Source organism: Brevibacillus brevis, from assembly GCF_900637055.1.
GTDB lineage: Bacteria > Bacillota > Bacilli > Brevibacillales > Brevibacillaceae > Brevibacillus > Brevibacillus brevis.
In genome coordinates this window covers 1,836,795-1,854,207 of record NZ_LR134338.1, presented here as the reverse complement: position 1 = coordinate 1,854,207, position 17,413 = coordinate 1,836,795, and the positions used below count along the sequence as shown (strand labels likewise).

20 protein-coding genes are annotated in these 17,413 nt (G+C 49.3%); 3 read left to right on the top strand and 17 right to left on the bottom strand.

The window, feature by feature from the left end; all coding sequences use genetic code 11:
• Positions 1-4: 4 nt before the first annotated feature.
• From EL268_RS09455 to EL268_RS33110, 15 genes are all read right to left on the bottom strand, one after another.
• Positions 5-1,441, bottom strand: coding sequence for a serine hydrolase domain-containing protein (locus tag EL268_RS09455; protein WP_106654597.1), 1,437 nt, complete (start codon positions 1,439-1,441; stop codon positions 5-7).
• Between the two features lie 32 nt (positions 1,442-1,473).
• Entirely contained in the window at positions 1,474-2,586 is a 1,113-nt protein-coding gene (gene menC / locus EL268_RS09450; protein WP_106654596.1) for an o-succinylbenzoate synthase, read from the bottom strand.
• Positions 2,567-3,574: an ABC transporter ATP-binding protein gene (locus EL268_RS09445; protein ID WP_106654595.1), complete on the bottom strand. Its 1,008-nt coding sequence runs from the start codon at positions 3,572-3,574 to the stop codon at positions 2,567-2,569. The genes menC and EL268_RS09445 overlap by 20 nt, the downstream gene beginning before the upstream one ends.
• The gene (locus tag EL268_RS09440; RefSeq protein WP_106654594.1) at positions 3,571-4,566 is read right to left on the bottom strand and encodes an ABC transporter ATP-binding protein; all 996 of its coding nucleotides are present in this window, start codon (positions 4,564-4,566) and stop codon (positions 3,571-3,573) included. Before EL268_RS09440 ends, EL268_RS09445 begins: the two co-directional genes overlap by 4 nt.
• Positions 4,567-4,588: 22 nt before the next feature.
• The gene (locus EL268_RS09435; RefSeq protein ID WP_106654593.1) at positions 4,589-5,443 is read right to left on the bottom strand and encodes an ABC transporter permease; all 855 of its coding nucleotides are present in this window, start codon (positions 5,441-5,443) and stop codon (positions 4,589-4,591) included.
• Positions 5,444-5,458: 15 nt separating this feature from the next.
• On the bottom strand, positions 5,459-6,379 hold the full coding sequence (locus tag EL268_RS09430) for an ABC transporter permease (RefSeq protein ID WP_106654592.1): 921 nt from the start codon (positions 6,377-6,379) through the stop codon (positions 5,459-5,461).
• A gap of 17 nt (positions 6,380-6,396) precedes the next feature.
• Positions 6,397-7,995, bottom strand: coding sequence for an ABC transporter substrate-binding protein (locus EL268_RS09425; RefSeq protein WP_106654591.1), 1,599 nt, complete (start codon positions 7,993-7,995; stop codon positions 6,397-6,399).
• Positions 7,996-8,020: 25 nt separating this feature from the next.
• Positions 8,021-8,899, bottom strand: coding sequence for a MurR/RpiR family transcriptional regulator (locus EL268_RS09420; RefSeq protein ID WP_106654590.1), 879 nt, complete (start codon positions 8,897-8,899; stop codon positions 8,021-8,023).
• Positions 8,900-10,393 (bottom strand): M81 family metallopeptidase, encoded by a 1,494-nt coding sequence (locus EL268_RS09415; protein WP_106654589.1) that lies wholly within the window; start codon positions 10,391-10,393, stop codon positions 8,900-8,902.
• Between the two features lie 204 nt (positions 10,394-10,597).
• Positions 10,598-11,374, bottom strand: coding sequence for a GTP-sensing pleiotropic transcriptional regulator CodY (codY, locus tag EL268_RS09410; protein ID WP_106654588.1), 777 nt, complete (start codon positions 11,372-11,374; stop codon positions 10,598-10,600).
• Positions 11,375-11,724: 350 nt separating this feature from the next.
• The gene (locus EL268_RS09400) at positions 11,725-12,501 is read right to left on the bottom strand and encodes a sporulation protein (RefSeq protein WP_106654587.1); all 777 of its coding nucleotides are present in this window, start codon (positions 12,499-12,501) and stop codon (positions 11,725-11,727) included.
• A 56-nt stretch (positions 12,502-12,557) separates the two neighbouring features.
• Positions 12,558-13,103 (bottom strand): sporulation membrane protein YtrI, encoded by a 546-nt coding sequence (locus EL268_RS09395; RefSeq protein WP_106654586.1) that lies wholly within the window; start codon positions 13,101-13,103, stop codon positions 12,558-12,560.
• Complete coding sequence (locus tag EL268_RS09390) at positions 13,100-13,411, bottom strand: YtrH family sporulation protein (protein ID WP_007720892.1); 312 nt, start codon at positions 13,409-13,411, stop codon at positions 13,100-13,102. The genes EL268_RS09395 and EL268_RS09390 overlap by 4 nt, the downstream gene beginning before the upstream one ends.
• Before the next feature lie 132 nt (positions 13,412-13,543).
• Entirely contained in the window at positions 13,544-13,768 is a 225-nt protein-coding gene (locus EL268_RS09385; protein WP_106654585.1) for a hypothetical protein, read from the bottom strand.
• 1 nt (position 13,769) lies between these two features.
• Positions 13,770-13,928: a hypothetical protein gene (locus EL268_RS33110; protein ID WP_174769458.1), complete on the bottom strand. Its 159-nt coding sequence runs from the start codon at positions 13,926-13,928 to the stop codon at positions 13,770-13,772.
• 155 nt (positions 13,929-14,083) lie between these two features.
• Here EL268_RS33110 and EL268_RS09375 point away from each other — a divergent pair, with 155 nt between their 5' ends.
• From EL268_RS09375 to EL268_RS32700, 3 genes are read left to right on the top strand one after another with little or no spacing between them, the layout of a single operon-like run.
• A complete protein-coding gene (locus tag EL268_RS09375) occupies positions 14,084-15,331 on the top strand; it encodes an MFS transporter (protein ID WP_106654584.1) in 1,248 nt (415 codons plus the stop codon).
• Positions 15,328-15,480, top strand: a complete 153-nt coding sequence (locus EL268_RS32705; RefSeq protein ID WP_164724453.1) for a hypothetical protein — start codon at positions 15,328-15,330, stop codon at positions 15,478-15,480. Before EL268_RS09375 ends, EL268_RS32705 begins: the two co-directional genes overlap by 4 nt.
• Positions 15,481-15,495: 15 nt before the next feature.
• Positions 15,496-15,633, top strand: coding sequence for a hypothetical protein (locus tag EL268_RS32700; protein ID WP_164724452.1), 138 nt, complete (start codon positions 15,496-15,498; stop codon positions 15,631-15,633).
• 71 nt (positions 15,634-15,704) lie between these two features.
• Here the strand turns inward: EL268_RS32700 and EL268_RS09370 are convergent, their stop codons facing one another.
• The gene (locus tag EL268_RS09370) at positions 15,705-16,220 is read right to left on the bottom strand and encodes a hypothetical protein (RefSeq protein ID WP_106654583.1); all 516 of its coding nucleotides are present in this window, start codon (positions 16,218-16,220) and stop codon (positions 15,705-15,707) included.
• Between the two features lie 41 nt (positions 16,221-16,261).
• Positions 16,262-17,341 (bottom strand): M42 family metallopeptidase, encoded by a 1,080-nt coding sequence (locus EL268_RS09365; RefSeq protein ID WP_106654582.1) that lies wholly within the window; start codon positions 17,339-17,341, stop codon positions 16,262-16,264.
• Positions 17,342-17,413 lie beyond the last annotated feature (72 nt).

Below are 17,413 nucleotides of genomic sequence, written 5' to 3'. Positions count from 1 at the left end.
CTATTTAGACGGTTTGTTCTTTTTCGGCAAGGACCTTGATCAGCTGACGAGCCCCGAAGCCCATCCGTGTGACTACTCCTGCCTCATCGCGGACGAAGTGGATAAACATATCCGTTTCGCCCCGCTTCATGACGAAGCTGTCTTCTCCTACTGAACGAAGTGGAATATTCGTTCCATTACTCTTGGCTACCAGCTCGTTCTCTTCGATTTCTACCGATACAGTAGCCCCTTCGGAAGAGCGATACTCGCCTGTAAATGCGGGGAGTGCTTCTACAGCCAGCTCATAATCCGGATATTCGAAGGGTACTGTATCCGTAGAACGTCCGTTGCTCGCATTCAAAATGCCGTGCATCAAATCCGCCATCGGACCGCCATCTGTGTTCATGAGAATGGCTCCTGTCAGATTACGCTCGGGTAAAACAAAGATTTGTGCCGCAACACCTTTGATCGCTCCACCATGCTCAATTAGCGTTCCGCCATGACAATTTGCCACAAATAATCCGTAGCCATATGCCTGAAACGGCGATATCGAGCAATGAGGCGCCATCATGGCCTGCACACTCTCCGGTGAGAGCAAGCGATTCTCGCCCACCAATCCACCGGTTCTGAATATTTCGGTATAGCGCAATAGATCGTGAATCGTCGATTTCAGAAATCCAGCGGCGCGCATCGATGGTGAATCCCACCATGAAGGAGAACGGTATACCTCACCGCCATCCTTCGGGCTTTTTCGGGTAAACAAGGTAGCTACCTCTGCCCCCTCTGGCAAATCCTCGACGAGAAAAGCACTGTTCTTCATCCCGGCAGGCACCAAAATATGATCCTGCACAAACTGCTCGTAAGATATCCCGCTCACTCGTTCAATAATCAGTCCGAGCATGGCATAACTGTCGTTGGAGTAGCTAAACTCCGTTCCAGGCGCACCTAGAAACTCATAATCCAGCTTGCCGATATAGGCCATGAATTCTTCTTTTGTATTGATCTCTTCCGCTCTATCGAGATCAATATCAAGACCGGAGCTAGAGGACAGGACATCTCCTCCCTCCACAATACTTCTTTTCATTGCACCCATTAATGTATCCAAAGGAGGAAAACCTGCGGTATGTGTCATCAGATGATGGATCGTGATCTCCCGGGTATAAGCTTCATTAGGCGTGCGGAGCTCAGGGAGATACTTGATGACCGGATCATGAACGGATAGCTTACCTGCGTCCTGAAGCTGCATGATGGCCACACATGTAAAGGACTTGGTCACGGAACCGATGCCAAACACCGTATCAGCGGTTAATGCTTTGGCATCCTCTGTGTTGTCTGCCAAACCGAAGCCATGGAAATACTTCAGCTCTCCTTGCTCTGCCAATCCGACTGCTGTTCCTGTTACTTTTGCCTCTGCAAGCAGCTTTTGCGCGTATTCCTCAAACGACTGTACCCAATCCGCCATGTTCCTTCTCCCCTTTTTATTTAAGCTTTGGTTTAAGGCCGGAAGTTTGCCGTGCGAATCACATAGTTGCCGATCGCCTTTTGGTTCAGGGTATAACCGATGCCTGGGCTATCTGGAACTGCCAATTGACCGGGGGCCATCAGCTCTACACCATTCTCCACGATGTCTTCCTCCCAGTAACGGCTGGAGGCGGCTGTATCACCGGGGATCGTAAAGTTCGGCAAAGCAGTAATCGCAATGTTGTGTGCACGGCCGACACCCGACTCAATCATGCCTCCGCACCAAACCGGAATGTCGTGTGCCTGACATAAGTCGTGAATGCGTTTGGACTCTGTTAGTCCTCCGACCCTCCCCACTTTGATATTAATAATGCCGCAGCTGCCTAACTCTATCGCTTTTCTGGCATCATCTACATTGTGAATACTTTCATCGAGACAGATTGGAGTGGACAGCTCCCTTTGCAGCTTGGCATGATCAATAATGTCGTCATGGGCGAGTGGCTGTTCGATCATCATTAGCCCATATTGATCCAGCTCCTTCATCACATCCAAATGCTCCATTGTGTAAGCGGAGTTCGCATCTGCCATCAACGGGACACCCTCGCCAAAGCGTTCGCGGATTGCTCGAATCACCTCTACGTCAAAGCCAGGCTTGATCTTTACCTTGATCTTCTTGTAGCCCTCACCGAGATGGCGCTCTACTTTTGCCAAAACCTGATCGACAGTCGGTTCAATACCGATACTGATTCCGACGTCGATGACAGATTTCTCACCACCTAATGCTTTGGCGAGAGAGATTCCTTTTTGCTTGCTGTAGAGATCCCAGATCGCTCCTTCTAAAGCAGCCTTCGCCATGTTATTGCGGCGAATCGGGGCAAACAGCCGATCCACATCCTCTGGTGTCTCGATCTCACTTGCGAACAGCTTCGGAATCATAAACCGTTCCATCATGTGCCATACAGTCTCTGTCGTTTCTTCACTATAATAAGGAGCCGACATCGCCACACTTTCCGCGTGCCCTACCTCTCCCTCTCCATACACACTGACCAAAATGAGCTCCTTGATGGTCGTATGTCCAAAACTCGTTTCGAAACGGAAACGAAGTGGCATGTGCAGTTGCTGCAATTCAATTCGTTCGATTTTCAATGTACTTCATCCCTTCTGTTCCATATAAATGACAAGCGACATAATGCTGTGGCGAAGCTTGTGTAGCGGCAGGACGCACTGTGCGGCAAATGTCCGTAGCATACGAGCATCTGGTATGAAACGCACACCCAACTGGAACATTTGCTGGCGAGGGAACATCCCCGGAAAGAACAATGCGCTCCTTCTTCCGAAACGGATTGGCTTTGGGTACCGCTGACATGAGCGCTTCGGTGTACGGATGCAACGGGCGCGTAAACAAATCTTTTTTGCTGGCGATTTCGACGATTCTTCCGAGATACATCACCGCAATTCGGTCGCTGATGTGGCGAACGACACCTAGATCGTGCGAAATAAACAGATAGCTCAAGCCTAGACGTTGCTGCAAATCCTGCAAAAGATTCACGATCTGCGCCTGAATGGAGACGTCTAGTGCTGAAACCGGCTCATCTGCTACGATCAAGGAAGGTTCCACCGCCAGTGCACGAGCGATCCCGATCCGCTGCCGCTGTCCCCCGCTAAACTCATGGGGAAAGCGAGTAGCGTATTGAGTATTCAGTCCGACCATCTGAAGCAGTTCCTTTACTTGATCGCGCCTTTCTTTCGCAGACAGCTGCGGGGCTTTGACGCCTAACGCTTCCTCCAAAGCCCCTTGCACGGTCATCCGCGGATTTAACGACGCATACGGGTCCTGAAATACGATTTGCATTCGTTTGCGGAGTGGCCGAAAACGTGCTGCCGACATATTCGAAATGTTTTGTCCCTCAAATTCAATCGTTCCACCTGTCGGCTCAATAAGTCGCATGATGCTGCGACCAGTCGTTGACTTGCCACAACCGCTCTCTCCTACTAACCCAAGCGTTTCGCCTTTTCGCAACTGGAAAGAAACCCCATCCACTGCCTTAATCATTTCGTCGCTATTGCGAAACAGTCCTTTGCTAATCGGAAAATACGTCTTTAAATCGTTTACCGATAACAAGATATCGCTCATACCGCCATCTCCTTGTTCTCGTACAGCCAGCATCGAACGGCCTGTGTGCCTGTGCCTGTGCCCGTTGCCGTCAGCGGCGGTTTTTCTTGGTGACATCGCTCCTCGGCCTGCGAGCAGCGGAAGCGAAATGCACACCCCTGTGTCACTTCACCCAATAGCGGGACACTGCCTTCAATCGGATCGAGGCGCAGCTTCTCCTCCTCATCCAGATCGGGGATGCAGCGTAAAAGCCCAATCGTATACGGATGTTTCGGATGCGAAAACAAACTGGCAACGTCAGCTTCCTCGACGATCTCCCCGTAGTACATGACAAGTACACGATCAGCCATTTCAGCCACGACTCCCAAGTCATGCGTAATGAGCAGCAAGGAGGTATGATCGTTCTCCTTCAGATCGTTCATCAGTTCCAAAATTTGCGCTTGAATGGTCACATCCAGTGCGGTCGTCGGCTCGTCCGCGATCAGTAAATCCGGGTTGCAAGCCATCGCCATAGCAATCATGACACGCTGCTTCATTCCACCTGATAGCTGATGGGGATATTCCCGCATGATGTCTTCTGCCCTCGGCACACCCACTTTTTTGAGCATCTCAATCGCTTTTGCTTGGCGTTCTTTTTTCGATAAATCGGTATGGAGCTGGTACACTTCCTCTAACTGTCGGCCAATCGTGTGAACCGGATTGAGTGACGTCATCGGTTCCTGAAAAATCATCGCGATATCTTTTCCGCGAATGTTGCGAAGTTCACTGCTACTCAATTGGTTCAGTAAGGTATCACGAAACCGAATGCTTCCCTCCATCTGCGCATTCGCCCGGGACAAGAGTCCCATGATCGCCAAGGACGTCACGCTTTTTCCACAGCCAGACTCGCCTACCAACGCTACCGTCTCGCCTTTCTTCAGTTGAAAAGAAATGCCTTGCAGCGCTGGCAGCTCGCCCTTATCCGTCTTAAACTGCAAGCGTAAATCATTTACTTCCAAGAGTACCTCTTTCATCAGCTCGTGCCCCCTTCATCCATTACCTCGTTTTCGGGTCAAATGCATCCCGTAATCCGTCACCTAACAGATTGAAGCCAAGGACAACCAGCATGATGGCCAATCCAGGAAAAATGGACATCCACCAGGCCTGACTCAAGAATGCCTTGCCGACAAAAACCATGGCTCCCCACTCTGGCATCGGCGGTTGCGCACCCAGTCCGAGAAAGCTCAAGGCAGCCGCCGCCAAAATACTCACACCGAATTGAATGGTGGAAAGCACGATGATCGGGGAGAGAATATTGGGTAAAACATGCTTCAGCAAAATCTGCCAGTCTCTGATCCCGAGAGCGCGAACAGCCTCAATGTACTCTTTTTCCCTTATGGATAAGACCGCAGAGCGAACGACCCGCACATAGGACGGAATAACGGCAATGACTACCGCGATCATGGCATTCGTTAAACCTGGACCCAAGACCGCAATGACAGCGATCGCCAGAAGCAGTGCAGGAAGTGACATGAGAATATCCATGCCCTGCATGATAAACAGATCCACGCGCCGATAATAACCAGCGATAATACCGAGCGTTACACCTATCAAGGTAGAAAGCACAACCGTTATCAAGCCCATCAGCAAGGAAATTCGCCCCCCGTGCAACAAACGGGAAAAAATATCTCTGCCAAAATCATCCGTTCCGAGAAGATGAGTCAGACTCGGAGCGCTTAATCGGCTGTTAAAATTCATTTGTTCGACAGGATGAGGGGCAATGACTGGAGCAAGAAGCGATCCCAGTGTAAAGACGATCAGGATGACCACACCCGCCATTGCTGTCTTATTGCGTTTCAGCCGTTTGCCCATCCCTCCCCAATACGACTCCGGACGATTACTGTTCACCATCCATCCGCTCCTTCCTTAGTCGAAATGGATTCGCGGATCAATCCGGCTGTAAATGAGATCCACGATCAAATTGGTTAAGGCAAAAATCAACGCCATGAAAAATACCATGCCCTGTATGGTCGGCATATCCCGTTTACTGATCGCCTCAATCGCCAGGCTGCCGATCCCTTGCAGAGTAAATACGGTTTCCACGACCACAGCTCCAGCCAGAAGCGAACCAAACTGCAAGCCTAACATCGTGATAACAGGAATAATGGCGTTCGGTAAACCGTGGCTCAAAATGACTCGGAAAAGCGCCGCCCCCTTGGCCTCTGCTGTCCGCATGTAATCCTGCTTGATGACTTCCAGCATGCTGGAGCGGGTCATTCGGGCGATCATTCCCGCTTCCGCCATCCCCAAGGTGATCGCTGGCAGCAGCAAGGAGTGAATCCCTTCATAGCCGGAAATCGGAAACAAGGCCAGCTTGTAAGCAAAAATCCAGATGAGAAACAAGGCAATCCAGAAGCCGGGTGCCGAAATACCGAGTAAGGAGGTAAGCACCACAAGCCGATCGATGATGGTGTTTTGCTTGACGGCAGCAATCGTGCCCAACAAAATGCCGAATATTGCGGCAATAACCACACTAAGGATGGCAAGCTGCATGGTGATCGGGAAACGGTTGACAATCTGATCCCATACCTTTTCGCCAGTGAATAACGATGTTCCCAAATCGCCTGCGAACAGGTTTCCGACAAACCGCATGTATTGCTGCCACAGTGGTTGATCAAGACCGAGCGTCGCTCTCATTTGACTGATGGCCTCTGGTGTTGCAAACTGTCCGAGTATTTGTGTTGCGGGATCGCCCGGAATGAGGTGCACCATCAAGAAGATCAGGACGGATACGCCAAGCAGTGTACCCACCAGGGAAAGTAATCTTTTTATGACATATCGGCGCATGCCTTCACCTCCGCTGTCTATTTTTCGAGCGTGACATCATGCAAGGTAACGCCTTGCGTGTACGGATTGACCGTAAAGCCTTTGACGCCGCGTGTGGCGATTACCGTCTCGCTTACCCACAAAGGGACCCACGGCAAATCTTTTAGCAATATCTCCTGTGCATCTTCGTAAACCTTGAGACGCGCCTGCTCATTCATTTCCAAACGTCCTTTGTTCAGTAAAACATCCAACTCAGGGCTGTTGTATTGAGTACGACTTGTTGAATTGCTCTTTTCAAAGATGAGGTACAAGATATCAGCATCAAACCAGCCGTAGTACATCAAAGCCATGTCATACGACTTTTTCGAAATGCGATCTTTGATCGTCATCATTTCTTGCACGCTGATTTTCATATCAATACCTGCTTCTTTTAGCTGGCTCTGCAAAATCTGCACCGCACGCTGAAACGCTGGCTCTTGAGAGACAAGCATTTCTACAGACAACGGTTTTCCGTCCTTATCTACGATGCCATCCCCATTACTGTCCGTCCAGCCCGCTTCCGCCAGCAACTGCTTGGCTTTGCCTAAATCTCTCGAATACAACTGCTTCGCCTTGCTTTCAATCGCTTCACTGTAGCCATAAATCGTGGGTGCCAATGGACCATAGACCGGCTTGCCGAAGCCGTTCAACGCTACCTGAACTATTGGATCGCGATCTACGGAGAGGGCTACTGCTTTTCGCAGACGGACATCTGAAAACAACGGGTGCTTATTGTTAAAAGCGATGTATTTGTTTCCAATGTCCATCACTTTCTCTATCTTGACTCCGGGCAGTGTCTCAAGCTCCGCAACCGAGTTCGGCGGCGCATCATACAACACATGGACCGTACCTTTTTTGAATTCCATCAGTCGCGTATCGTCGTCTTTCATAAGCCGGAACATAATGCTGTCCATCTGCAGAGGACCTTTGTTGGCAGCGTACTCCGGTCCCCAGTTATAATCAGGATTTTTCTTGTAGGTGAGTGAGGCACCCCGCTCGCGTTTGTCAAAGATGATCGGCCCCGTTGCAGACGGGTTATCTGAGAAGCCATCCCCTAATTCTTTTGCCTTTTTAGCGTCAAGAGGCGAGACTAATCCACCGACAATGACGTTCACAAAAGGGGCAAACGGTTGGCTAAAATGCACCTTGAGCGTGTGCTCGTCTGTTGCTTCCACCTTTTCAATCGGACCTGTAAGCCCCTTCACAGGCGAAATGGCAAGCAAACGTTCAAAGGAATCTTTTACGGATGCTGCCGTCATTGGATCGCCAGAGTGATAGCGGACATCTTTGCGGAGGGTAAATGTCCAAATCTTGCCGTCCTGGGAGATCTCGTACTTCTCTGCCAAACCCGGATGGAGTTTGCCTGTTGCATCGCGGGTCAACAGAGGCTCGTATATTAAACTGTTTTCCATGCTCAGCCAGCTCGTTTTGTGCATATCAAGCGAGTCTGGGTCCGTCAAGGAAGCGATGACTAATGTGTTACCTTTGGCCGACGTGTCATTTCCCGCTTGATTGCTCGGTTGTGAGGAACAGCCTGCAATCAACGCCGTTGCCACAAATACACGCAAGGCCCCTTGCTTCCACTTGTGAATTTTCATGTCGCATCCCCCTTATCAATTGCCGTTACACTTCGGTCCCTTCCACAAACGGGTATATTTGTCGACTCGTCTCTTCGTATTCTTTCAGTCTTTGTTGTACCTGTTCGCCATCAGCCTGAACCACACCACTGATCAAAATATTCAGCATGGAAAAGATCGCCGTCATTCCTTTTAAGGCAGTAGGAGCAGGTGCGCTGACTTTCAAAATTTGGTCGGCTACCGGCCCAATCGGAGATAGCTCATCGTCTGTAATCCCGATGATTGTGGCTCCTCTCTCTTTGGCTGCTTTTGCAAACAGGATCGTTTCACTCGTATAGCGGGGGAAGGAGAGTGCGATCACGAGCCACTCCTGATTGATCTGGGTCAACAGATAATTGACGTCATCAACTGGCCCATTGTACAGATGCGCGTTTCCTCTGACGACATTCAGTGTAAAGGCGAGCCAATGGGCCGGAGCATAGGAGCTGCGAAACCCTACAACGAGAATGTGTTTGGCTGCCATAATACTTGAAACCGCTTGCAAAAGTTGGTCCTTTTGCAGTTCCCCTAATGTTTGCCGAATATACGCAACATCTTGCTCCATGTTATAAGAAATCAGGTCTTGCTTCCCCTTCATCTCCACAGCTGCTGTTCGAAAACTGTGGATGGCATCAGCTTTTGGGACTTTTTCCAATAAGGAGCTGCGAATCTCATTTTGCAATTCGCTGTACCCGGAGTAGGCGAGAGCGTAGGATAGTCGGATGATCGTCGTTTCGCTTGTGCCGCTCAATGCCCCAACAATCTTGGCTGGTTGCAAGGCAACGGTCTTCGGTTCGGCGAGAATGTATTTGGCTGCGAGTTTTTGTTGATTGGTCAATTCCGGATAATGCTTGCGAATGCGCTCCTGTACGGATTCCATGATCATCTACTTCCTTGTCAATTGATGTCGGTTCCACTCTGTGGCTGGGTCTAACGGATAAATCGGACGAATGGCGCGCTCGTATTTGAAGAAGCGGAAGTTGAGCGTCGTTAATCCCGGCGAATCAACAGTAATGACGCGTGCGCTGATTGGTTCGAATGCTGCCCGGAAATGTGTGCTTGATTTCAAGGCCACGATCTTGTATTTGGTCACGTCAATTCCGTGCAACAGAAAAATTTGCTCATCCAGCACTTGCGATTTCACGGAGCAAACCAGGACGTCAACCCCGTCAATTTGCAAGCGAACGGATTTGCCAAAATTCTCATGACCCCCTTGCCCCATCGGCGTCGTCGCAATGAATTTTCCATCTGTCAAAGCTTTGACGTAGGCTGTTACTTCAAGTGGTTCTCCATGCAAGTAGTCTGTCTTTCCACCAAGAGATAGTTGAATGGTACTCCCTACCCCAGCCTGATGGGCAATCTGGACCACTTCGGGATCGTAAATAAAGCCAAAGCATGCATTTGTCAGATTGGCTTCCAGCATCGCCCGCAGCAAATGTGTTCCGTCTCCGGGTGTGCCTCCGCCTGGATTATCTGAGGTCTCATTGATTACGATGGGCATGCCTTCCGTTTCCAGTGCCAACGCAATTCCCTCGGCAGGAGCGGGCATGTTCAGCTCGAATTCATCCCGCTTTTCCCAAATCAGACTGGCGACATCCTCGCTCACTTTTTTGGCGAGCTCCTGATCGTTATTCGTAACGCTCAATACGGAGACGCCCAGCTGAGGAATGTCCGTATACGGAAATCCGTGGAAGAATGCACAGTCGATGACGCCTTCTTCCTTTTCCCACGCCCAGCAGGCTTCGTTTATTTCGCGTGCCGGGGAATGATGAGTAGCTGAAGTTGGAATCAATAGTGGCAGTCGGGTCAAATGCATGGTCGGCTTAATTCCTTCCGTAACCATCTTGTGTGCCAGATCGATCGCTTCGATTCCGCGTTCATAGCAATCCACATGCGGGTAGAGGTGAACACCCAGGAGCGCATCGGCCTCATCCACCATTTTTTGTGTCATGTTTGCATGGAGGTCGAGCGTAACAATTAAGGGAATGTCATAACCGACCAACTGACGCACTGATGCCAAAAGGTCGCCCTCCAGGTCATCCATTCCTTCTACGACCCCCGCTCCGTGCAGTCCCAGACAAATGGCGTCTGCACCTTCCGTCGCGGCAATCGTGTCAAGAAGCTCTTTTTTAATACGGTCATACGCTTCTCGCAAAATCGTCCCCGCTGGATACGTAAAGGTGAAAAAGGTCGGCAGTAGCTCGATGCCCAGCTCTTCGGCGCGATCCACCATCCCTCCCGGAAAGTTGCGAACGCCCCGATTGCGATTCACAATCGTTTCATGATAATCCCACTCGTAGCTTTGAAACATCTCAAGCGTCGTGGGCACATTGGAAAACGTATTCGTTTCATGCGCAATCCCACCAATAATCACCTTCATTCATAAACCCTCCATTCGATTTTGAAGTATGAACTTTAAATTTTGATTTTTTTGAAGTTTCAACCTTTGTGGACATTATAAAGGGAAGAAAATCATTTATTCAATCGCTAAATCATGAACGTTTTATCTATTCTGCTATACTCGTTGATTCATAAATAAAAGCCCTCCCAGTACAGGGAGAGCTTCTCTCGTAGTTCGTGCCATTTATGAGGTTTTCCATTTTGCCAATTCAGATGGGAACTTGTCATTCAGCACTTTGATATATGTACCCTTCATCCCTAACGAACGGGATTCCAGCACACCCGCGCTTGCCAGCTTGCGAAGAGCGTTCACGATGACAGAACGTGTCAGACCTGCTTGATCTGCCAGCTGACTAGCTACTAGCAAACCCTCGCGTGCATCCAATTGCTCCATAATTTTTTCAATCGCGATCTGTTCACTGTAGGACAACGAAGAGAGTGCGATTTTGGCAAATGTTTTGTCGCGCACTTCATTTTCAATCTGTTCTGTGCGCTGACGAACGATTTTCATTCCGATCACAGTCGCACCGATCTCGCCCAAAATCAGATCCTCTGTTTCAAACTGACCGTAAGCCCGCAGCAGGACAAGTGTGCCAAGGCGGCTTCCCCCTGCATTGATGGGAACAATCGTCGTCATCATTTGCGGGAAGAGCGAATTCATCTCTTTTGGAACCAGGCTGTATGGACTGGTAATCGGCTCGTTCGCCAAAGTTTGTGTAACTTCCAGCAGCTTCTGATGTACCCCTTCCTGCAGCTGCGTGGATGAACGACCTTCTTCTTGCAAGGAAATCTCCTGATTCATTCCACTTCCCAGGATCGAGCCATCTGCGGTAATGATATAAACATTTGCAGAAATCACTTCAGATAAAAGCCTTGCAAGATCTTGGAAGGCTACTCCGCTTCCACCCATTGTTTTTTGAAGCATCACATTAATTTTTCTCGTTTTTTCTAACAAATTCATAATAATATCCTCCTCTGGATTCTTCATGCTCACAGTATTGTCAGAAAAATCCAGCCCTATACATGCAAATCGAAAAATTAAAAAGAAAGTTGTGTACAGGAATTTAGGTAGAAGCCCCGACACCGATTCATAGATCAGTGACTATCCTATAGGGAATTGACTACAACTTGCGGCTGGGAGGAAAATCGATGAGCTTTTTTAACGGTGGTGGCTTTAATGGGATTGCGCTGGTTCTCGTTTTGTTCGTTCTGTTGTCTATCGTAGGGGTTGGCGATGATTAAGGCCTCCATAAAGAAAAAAGGCTGACAGAGTGTCATTTTCACTCCGTCAGGCCTTTTTTGTATCATTCTCTAGCGAAGCTGCTGCTTAATGAGCGCTTCAATCGCTTCGGCAATGACATGCGTATGTTTGTTCACGTCTGCATTCGTTAAGCGGAAGCGGATATAGCGTTCATCGAGATTAAATGCTTCTTCAAATGCTCCCATGAAGCCTCGCGCACGTTTATCCAGTTCCAGTAAAACTTCCAATTCGCCATCGCGAAGGTAGAAGACTACTTCGAGCTCCTCCAATTGGCTGCGGTATGGCCCTGTCGGACGGAATTCAAATTCCTGTACAAACGGATGATTGCGACCAAGGTGGCGATTGTATTCGCAGTCTACCTTATACAGCTGGAATCCGATCTGTTGAACAGCATCCAACACTTTGGACATTAACGGATGTGGGCGAACCTCGATGAAATCGGAATCCCCCGGGTCAATCGCATTTTTAATATCGAGACCTGTCCGTAGGTAAACAGGTTGACGCCCCATCGTCAATGGCGTCTCATATGGCAATTGAAAAGCGAATGGCAGAACGGTTTCTTCTTTCGGTTTCAATTGTACCCGCTCAGACAGACGATATTTTACAAGTGTGCATTCTTCCTTCGTCTTGGTGTCGTTGATTTCTCTTTCATAGTGTGTGACGACATACATGTAGATTTCGTCGATTTCCTGGGCCACATCTCCACCCTTGATATGGACCTCACCTCTGACCATATCTCCGGGAATGAGTGAATCCTGCTCAAGACGTGCATCTACTTGCGCAGAGCCAATACCTACACTAGCCAATAATTTTTTGAACATGGACATGTGTTCGCCTCTCCTTTATACCGACCCAGACTTACATGATCTGGCTATCAGATATTCTATATTGAAATATACGGCGGAAGAAATAGAAAGTTTCGTGCAATCTTTTGCCAAACATCATCGGGGATAACGTCCGCTGTCACGAACACATGCAGCGTTCTACTAATCACGACCGTTTTGATTCGTACCTCCACTGTCGTTCGATCAGACAAAATATATTCGCGGCGTCGCAGCATTTCATGCAAGACCTGATGGACCTCCGCAACCTGCTCAACCTTCTTCCCTTTTAACGAAGCGAGATCCTTTTCCACCCGATCGACTACTTGTACCACTATGGTGGCATGAAGCGGCTGCTTTTGATCCGCTGTGAGCACAGTGGCGCGTACGTCTTCGATGACCGTCTCTTGCTTTTTGCGATAGACCCGCTGATTTTGCTTCAGCTCCAGATTTTCCTCGTACAGTTTTTTGTTTTGCAGCTCCAAGCTTTTTTTGATCAGCATCATCTGTTCCATTTCGCGTCCGTATGTAAATAAAATCACGGTTCCGCCAAACATGCACCCCATTAGCAATAGAGCGAGGTAACGTTTCCAAAGAGTCACCTTCATGAGCGCACCTGTACCAGCCAATGCACGCAAATCGTCCCGATATGGGCACCCAAGAATGCGACCACGATCATGACCAGCTGTTTAAAGACAGGCGTCAAATTTCCCATCAATATTTTTTCAATCTGCAAAAACGAATCAAAAGTTCCTCCCAATGCCCCAACCAATCCCCATATTTTGAGCTGGTCAGCCAATTGGGCCATGGATAACAGCGGAGGCTTTTCTGTGAGAAATGCGCCCACCCCACCTGAAAGAGCACCGCCAACCACAATGCCATAAGCCACGAAAAACGTCAAAATGACTTGTGCCATGTTGCGCTTCATCCTCTCTTCGAACAAGCAGCGTATGCTTATCCCTACGCTCGCCAGCCCGGTTTTATAACAGGACTCGTCAGCGTTCCAAATAAAAAGCGGCATGCTATATTTGGCAGCATGCCGGATCGATCAGCGTCGATTCCTTCTCCATTTTCTCAGTCTCTTTTCTATGCGCGGCGAGTTCATGATCATGAGATCCGTAAACAAGTTGACCATTTTCGGATTGCGCAGCATCTGGTTAAAAACCTCTGGATTTTGCTTGAACCATTGCTCATTGGCACGAATCCATTTCTTGAAAGCGTCGTTTGATTTGTAATAGTGATTCAATTGCCGAACCGGTCGATATGCACTCATCTTAATCTATCCCTTCGTCAAAAAATATGGCGAGGAGAAAAATGATCACGATGATCCAGATGATCACTTCGAAACCTTCCTCGTTGAAGAAACCAAATCCTCTCACGTCAGATCCCCCCTTCATCCTGCCGCGCTCCTCGCACCATTCCATACCGCCCATGGTACCTTTCCCTATAGGTATATGTGGTTCCACGCCTGTTGGATTGGACGCTTGCCTGCCTTCATATCGTTTTTGTGTGCTGGCCTATATTTTTTGCATAGTAACAATCCTTTTCCACTCATACTAGAGAGGAATGACTCAAAGAGGAGCCAAACATGACAGCCTCTACTGGATCTCTGTTACGCAACAAGCCTTACTTGCTGTTACTGATCGTCATCTTTTTCATGCACATGGCCTCTTATCTGGTCATTCCCGTCTTCCCAGTCTTTTTGCAAAAGGTACGGGTTCTTTCTCTCTCCCAAGTCGGCATCATTTTGGCAGCGGGAAGCATCACATACCAAATCGGAAGCTTGGCAGGCGGCTTGATGTCAGATCGCTGGGGCAAACGCTCCATCCTAGCCTTGGGGGCATTCCTTCAAGGATGTGCCATGGCAGGCTATCACTTCAGCCATTCCTATGGTTTCTTCTTGTTATTCTCTTCTGTCAACGGCTTGGGTCTTGGCCTGCTCGCTCCTACCATTAAAGCCATGATCGCGGATGAAGTGGATGAGAGCCAAAGAACCGCTGCCTTCTCGTGGAGAGGGATACTCGCTCATAGCGGAATCATTGTCGCTGGCTTGGTCATTACGTGGATGACTGCCGGTGGGAAACAGCCGTTTCTCGTAGCTGCCTTTGTATACGGAGCACTTGCTGTTTTTTCTCGCTTCATCCTCCCCGATGATCGCTGTGTGGGATCAGATTGCGAGCAAACACCGATCAAGGAGTATCGTCACATTTTGACCCATCGCAGCTTTCTGTTCTTTTCCGCGATTTCGCTTCTAATCTGGGCGCTTTACGCGCAATTCGCCATGATTCTGCCGTTGCGGGGAGAGCATGTCCTGCATTCCGCTACGATGATTGGCCTCATTTGGACGATCAACTCGCTCAGTGTCGTCGTCTTGCAAGGGTTTATCTCACGCTTTGTTCTACAGCGCATCAATCCGTATTTGTCTGTCACGATGGGAACGATCTTGTTGGGAGCAGGGCTTACGCTCATGGGATGGGCGAACCACTTCCTCACACTGTCCGGGGCTGCGATTCTTTTCATTTTGGGTGAGATGCTGTTTATGCCGATGCTGGACAGTCTTGTCACTCATTTCGCAAAGGAAGACTGGCTGGGGGCGTACTTTGGCTTTTCCAATTTCGTATCTGGTCTTGGGACGGCTCTCGGGACGGGGCTGGGTGGAGCGATGGTTGAAAAACTAGGGGGGGTCGGCAGCAATTATCCGTGGATCGGATATGGAGTGATTACGCTGTTTTTGGCGGCTGTTCTTGGTCTGTTTACCCTATACGCCATTCCTCGCCACAAAAACGCTGTACTTGACTCTCCCTTAAAAAATCGCAGAAAGGAAGGGGCCACATGAACGCAGAGGAACACGCACAGCATCAACCCGAAAAGCAAATGGAAGTGCTCAGGCGCGTGCCGCTCACCTCCCTATTCATCCAACTGGAGGACCATGTATCCTCCCGCATTCGCCAAAAAACAAATTCGCCTTGGCAACCATGGCTCTGAGAAAGGGGTAATTATATGACCAAGCAAAGCAAGGATTCCTCTGTACAGCAAAATCGACCAGACGAACGCAATCGCCAGCCCAAAAACGTTCAAAACGATGCGCCGGGCTATGGAGACAAAAAACTGGAGGGGCCAAACCGTCCTTCCACCTAATCCTCAGGCAATCCATAAAAAAAGTCATTTTGCGCCTTCATGCAAGGGCAAAATGACTTTTTTCGTTTCCTTTACGCAATCGGTACGAGCTTGTACGGCAAAGAAAATGTTTCCATTCCGTCCAAAAATGCTTGGCGAGACTTTTCATCAGGCGCAATCAGTTGGAGATAGCGTGTGAAATAAAACACGATGCGATCTTCTTTGCCCTCTTTCAAGCGATAGTGTGACAGCTGTGCGATGTCCGTCAAATTGTAAAAATATTCATAGCGCTCCTCTGTAAAAGGCGCTTGAAAGGTCCGGCTGACGACTACACCATTGCTCAGATTTTCCCGCATGTTCTCTTTGGTTGCCCCGAGAAAACGAAGCAGCTCCCCGGCACGCTTCGCCCCGACCTTTTCCACCAGTATGCTGTCGTTGTACTCCACTTCCAGATCGGTCAATTTGTTGGAAACGGCTGCAAGCATGGCCATCAACACCTTGCGCACTGCCAGATTCTCCGTAGCAAATTGATTGTCGAACACATTAAATTCAAAGGACGTAGCTTCGCCCTGACGCCGTGTATACAATATGATCGCGTTCAAAAGCACTCCTCCGCTTTCTACTCACTCAACGATATTCTCGAGACCATTTATCTAGGCAAAATGGATTCCCACGTTGCCTTGTCCAGCTTGCGAATGACACTGAACAAGAGACGCTTGGCTGCCTCGTAATCCTCACGATCAATGATCGAAGCATGGCTGTGAATGTAACGGGAAGGAATTCCAATGACGGCAGATGGCACTCCCTTGCCATGGTACTGAACGACACCTGCATCCGTCCCGCCCTTTGCCACATAAATCTGGTATGGAATGTTCTCTTCTTCGCACGTGGAGATGAGAAGCTCACGCAATCCTACCGGCATGACGTACATCGGATCGTAGATGCGCATCAAAAGTCCACCGCCGAGCTTGCCGCCATCGTCTCTTACACCTGGTATGTCTGTGGCTGGACTCGCATCCAAAGCCAAGAACAAATCCGGATCAATGGACGCAGCGGCAGTTTTCGCACCGCGCTGCCCGGACAATTCTTCCTGTACAGTGGCCCCGACATAGACGACATTCGGATGATCGGGTTTTTCGTGCAGCTCTTTTGCGAGCTCCACTGCCAAACTGCAGCCATAGCGATTATCCCATGCTTTCGCCATGATGCGGCGCGGATTAGCCATGACCTGCAGCGGGCAAACCGGTACAATTTGCTGGCCAGCCCGTATTCCTACCTGTTCGGCTTCCTCACGTGAATCCACGCCGATATCAATGTACATGTTACGTACATCCATCGGGCGATTGCGCTGATCTTCGCTCAAGACATGCGGCGGGATCGAGCTGATTACGCCTTCGACTGGTCCATTGTCCGTAATAATTTGTACACGTTGAGCGAGCAGGACCTGCCCCCACCAGCCTCCCAACGTCTGAAATGAAATAAATCCCTTATCAGAAATTCGGGTGACCATGAAGCCGACTTCGTCCATGTGACCCGCTACCATAATTTTCGGACCGTTCTCGTCACCACGCATAACGCCAAAAATACTGCCCAAATTGTCGTACATGAGTTCACTCGTATAGCTGCTTATGTATTCCCGCATAATCTCGCGTACCGGACCTTCGAAGCCAGGCGCTCCTGGTGCCTGCGTCAAACGGTTCCACAGTTCAACTTGAAATTTATTTTCCATCGCCAAAAATCCTCCTCGACCCTAGTTTCATGCCTGTTATCCTTCTCTATTATCCGCGAGGGAGAATTCAGA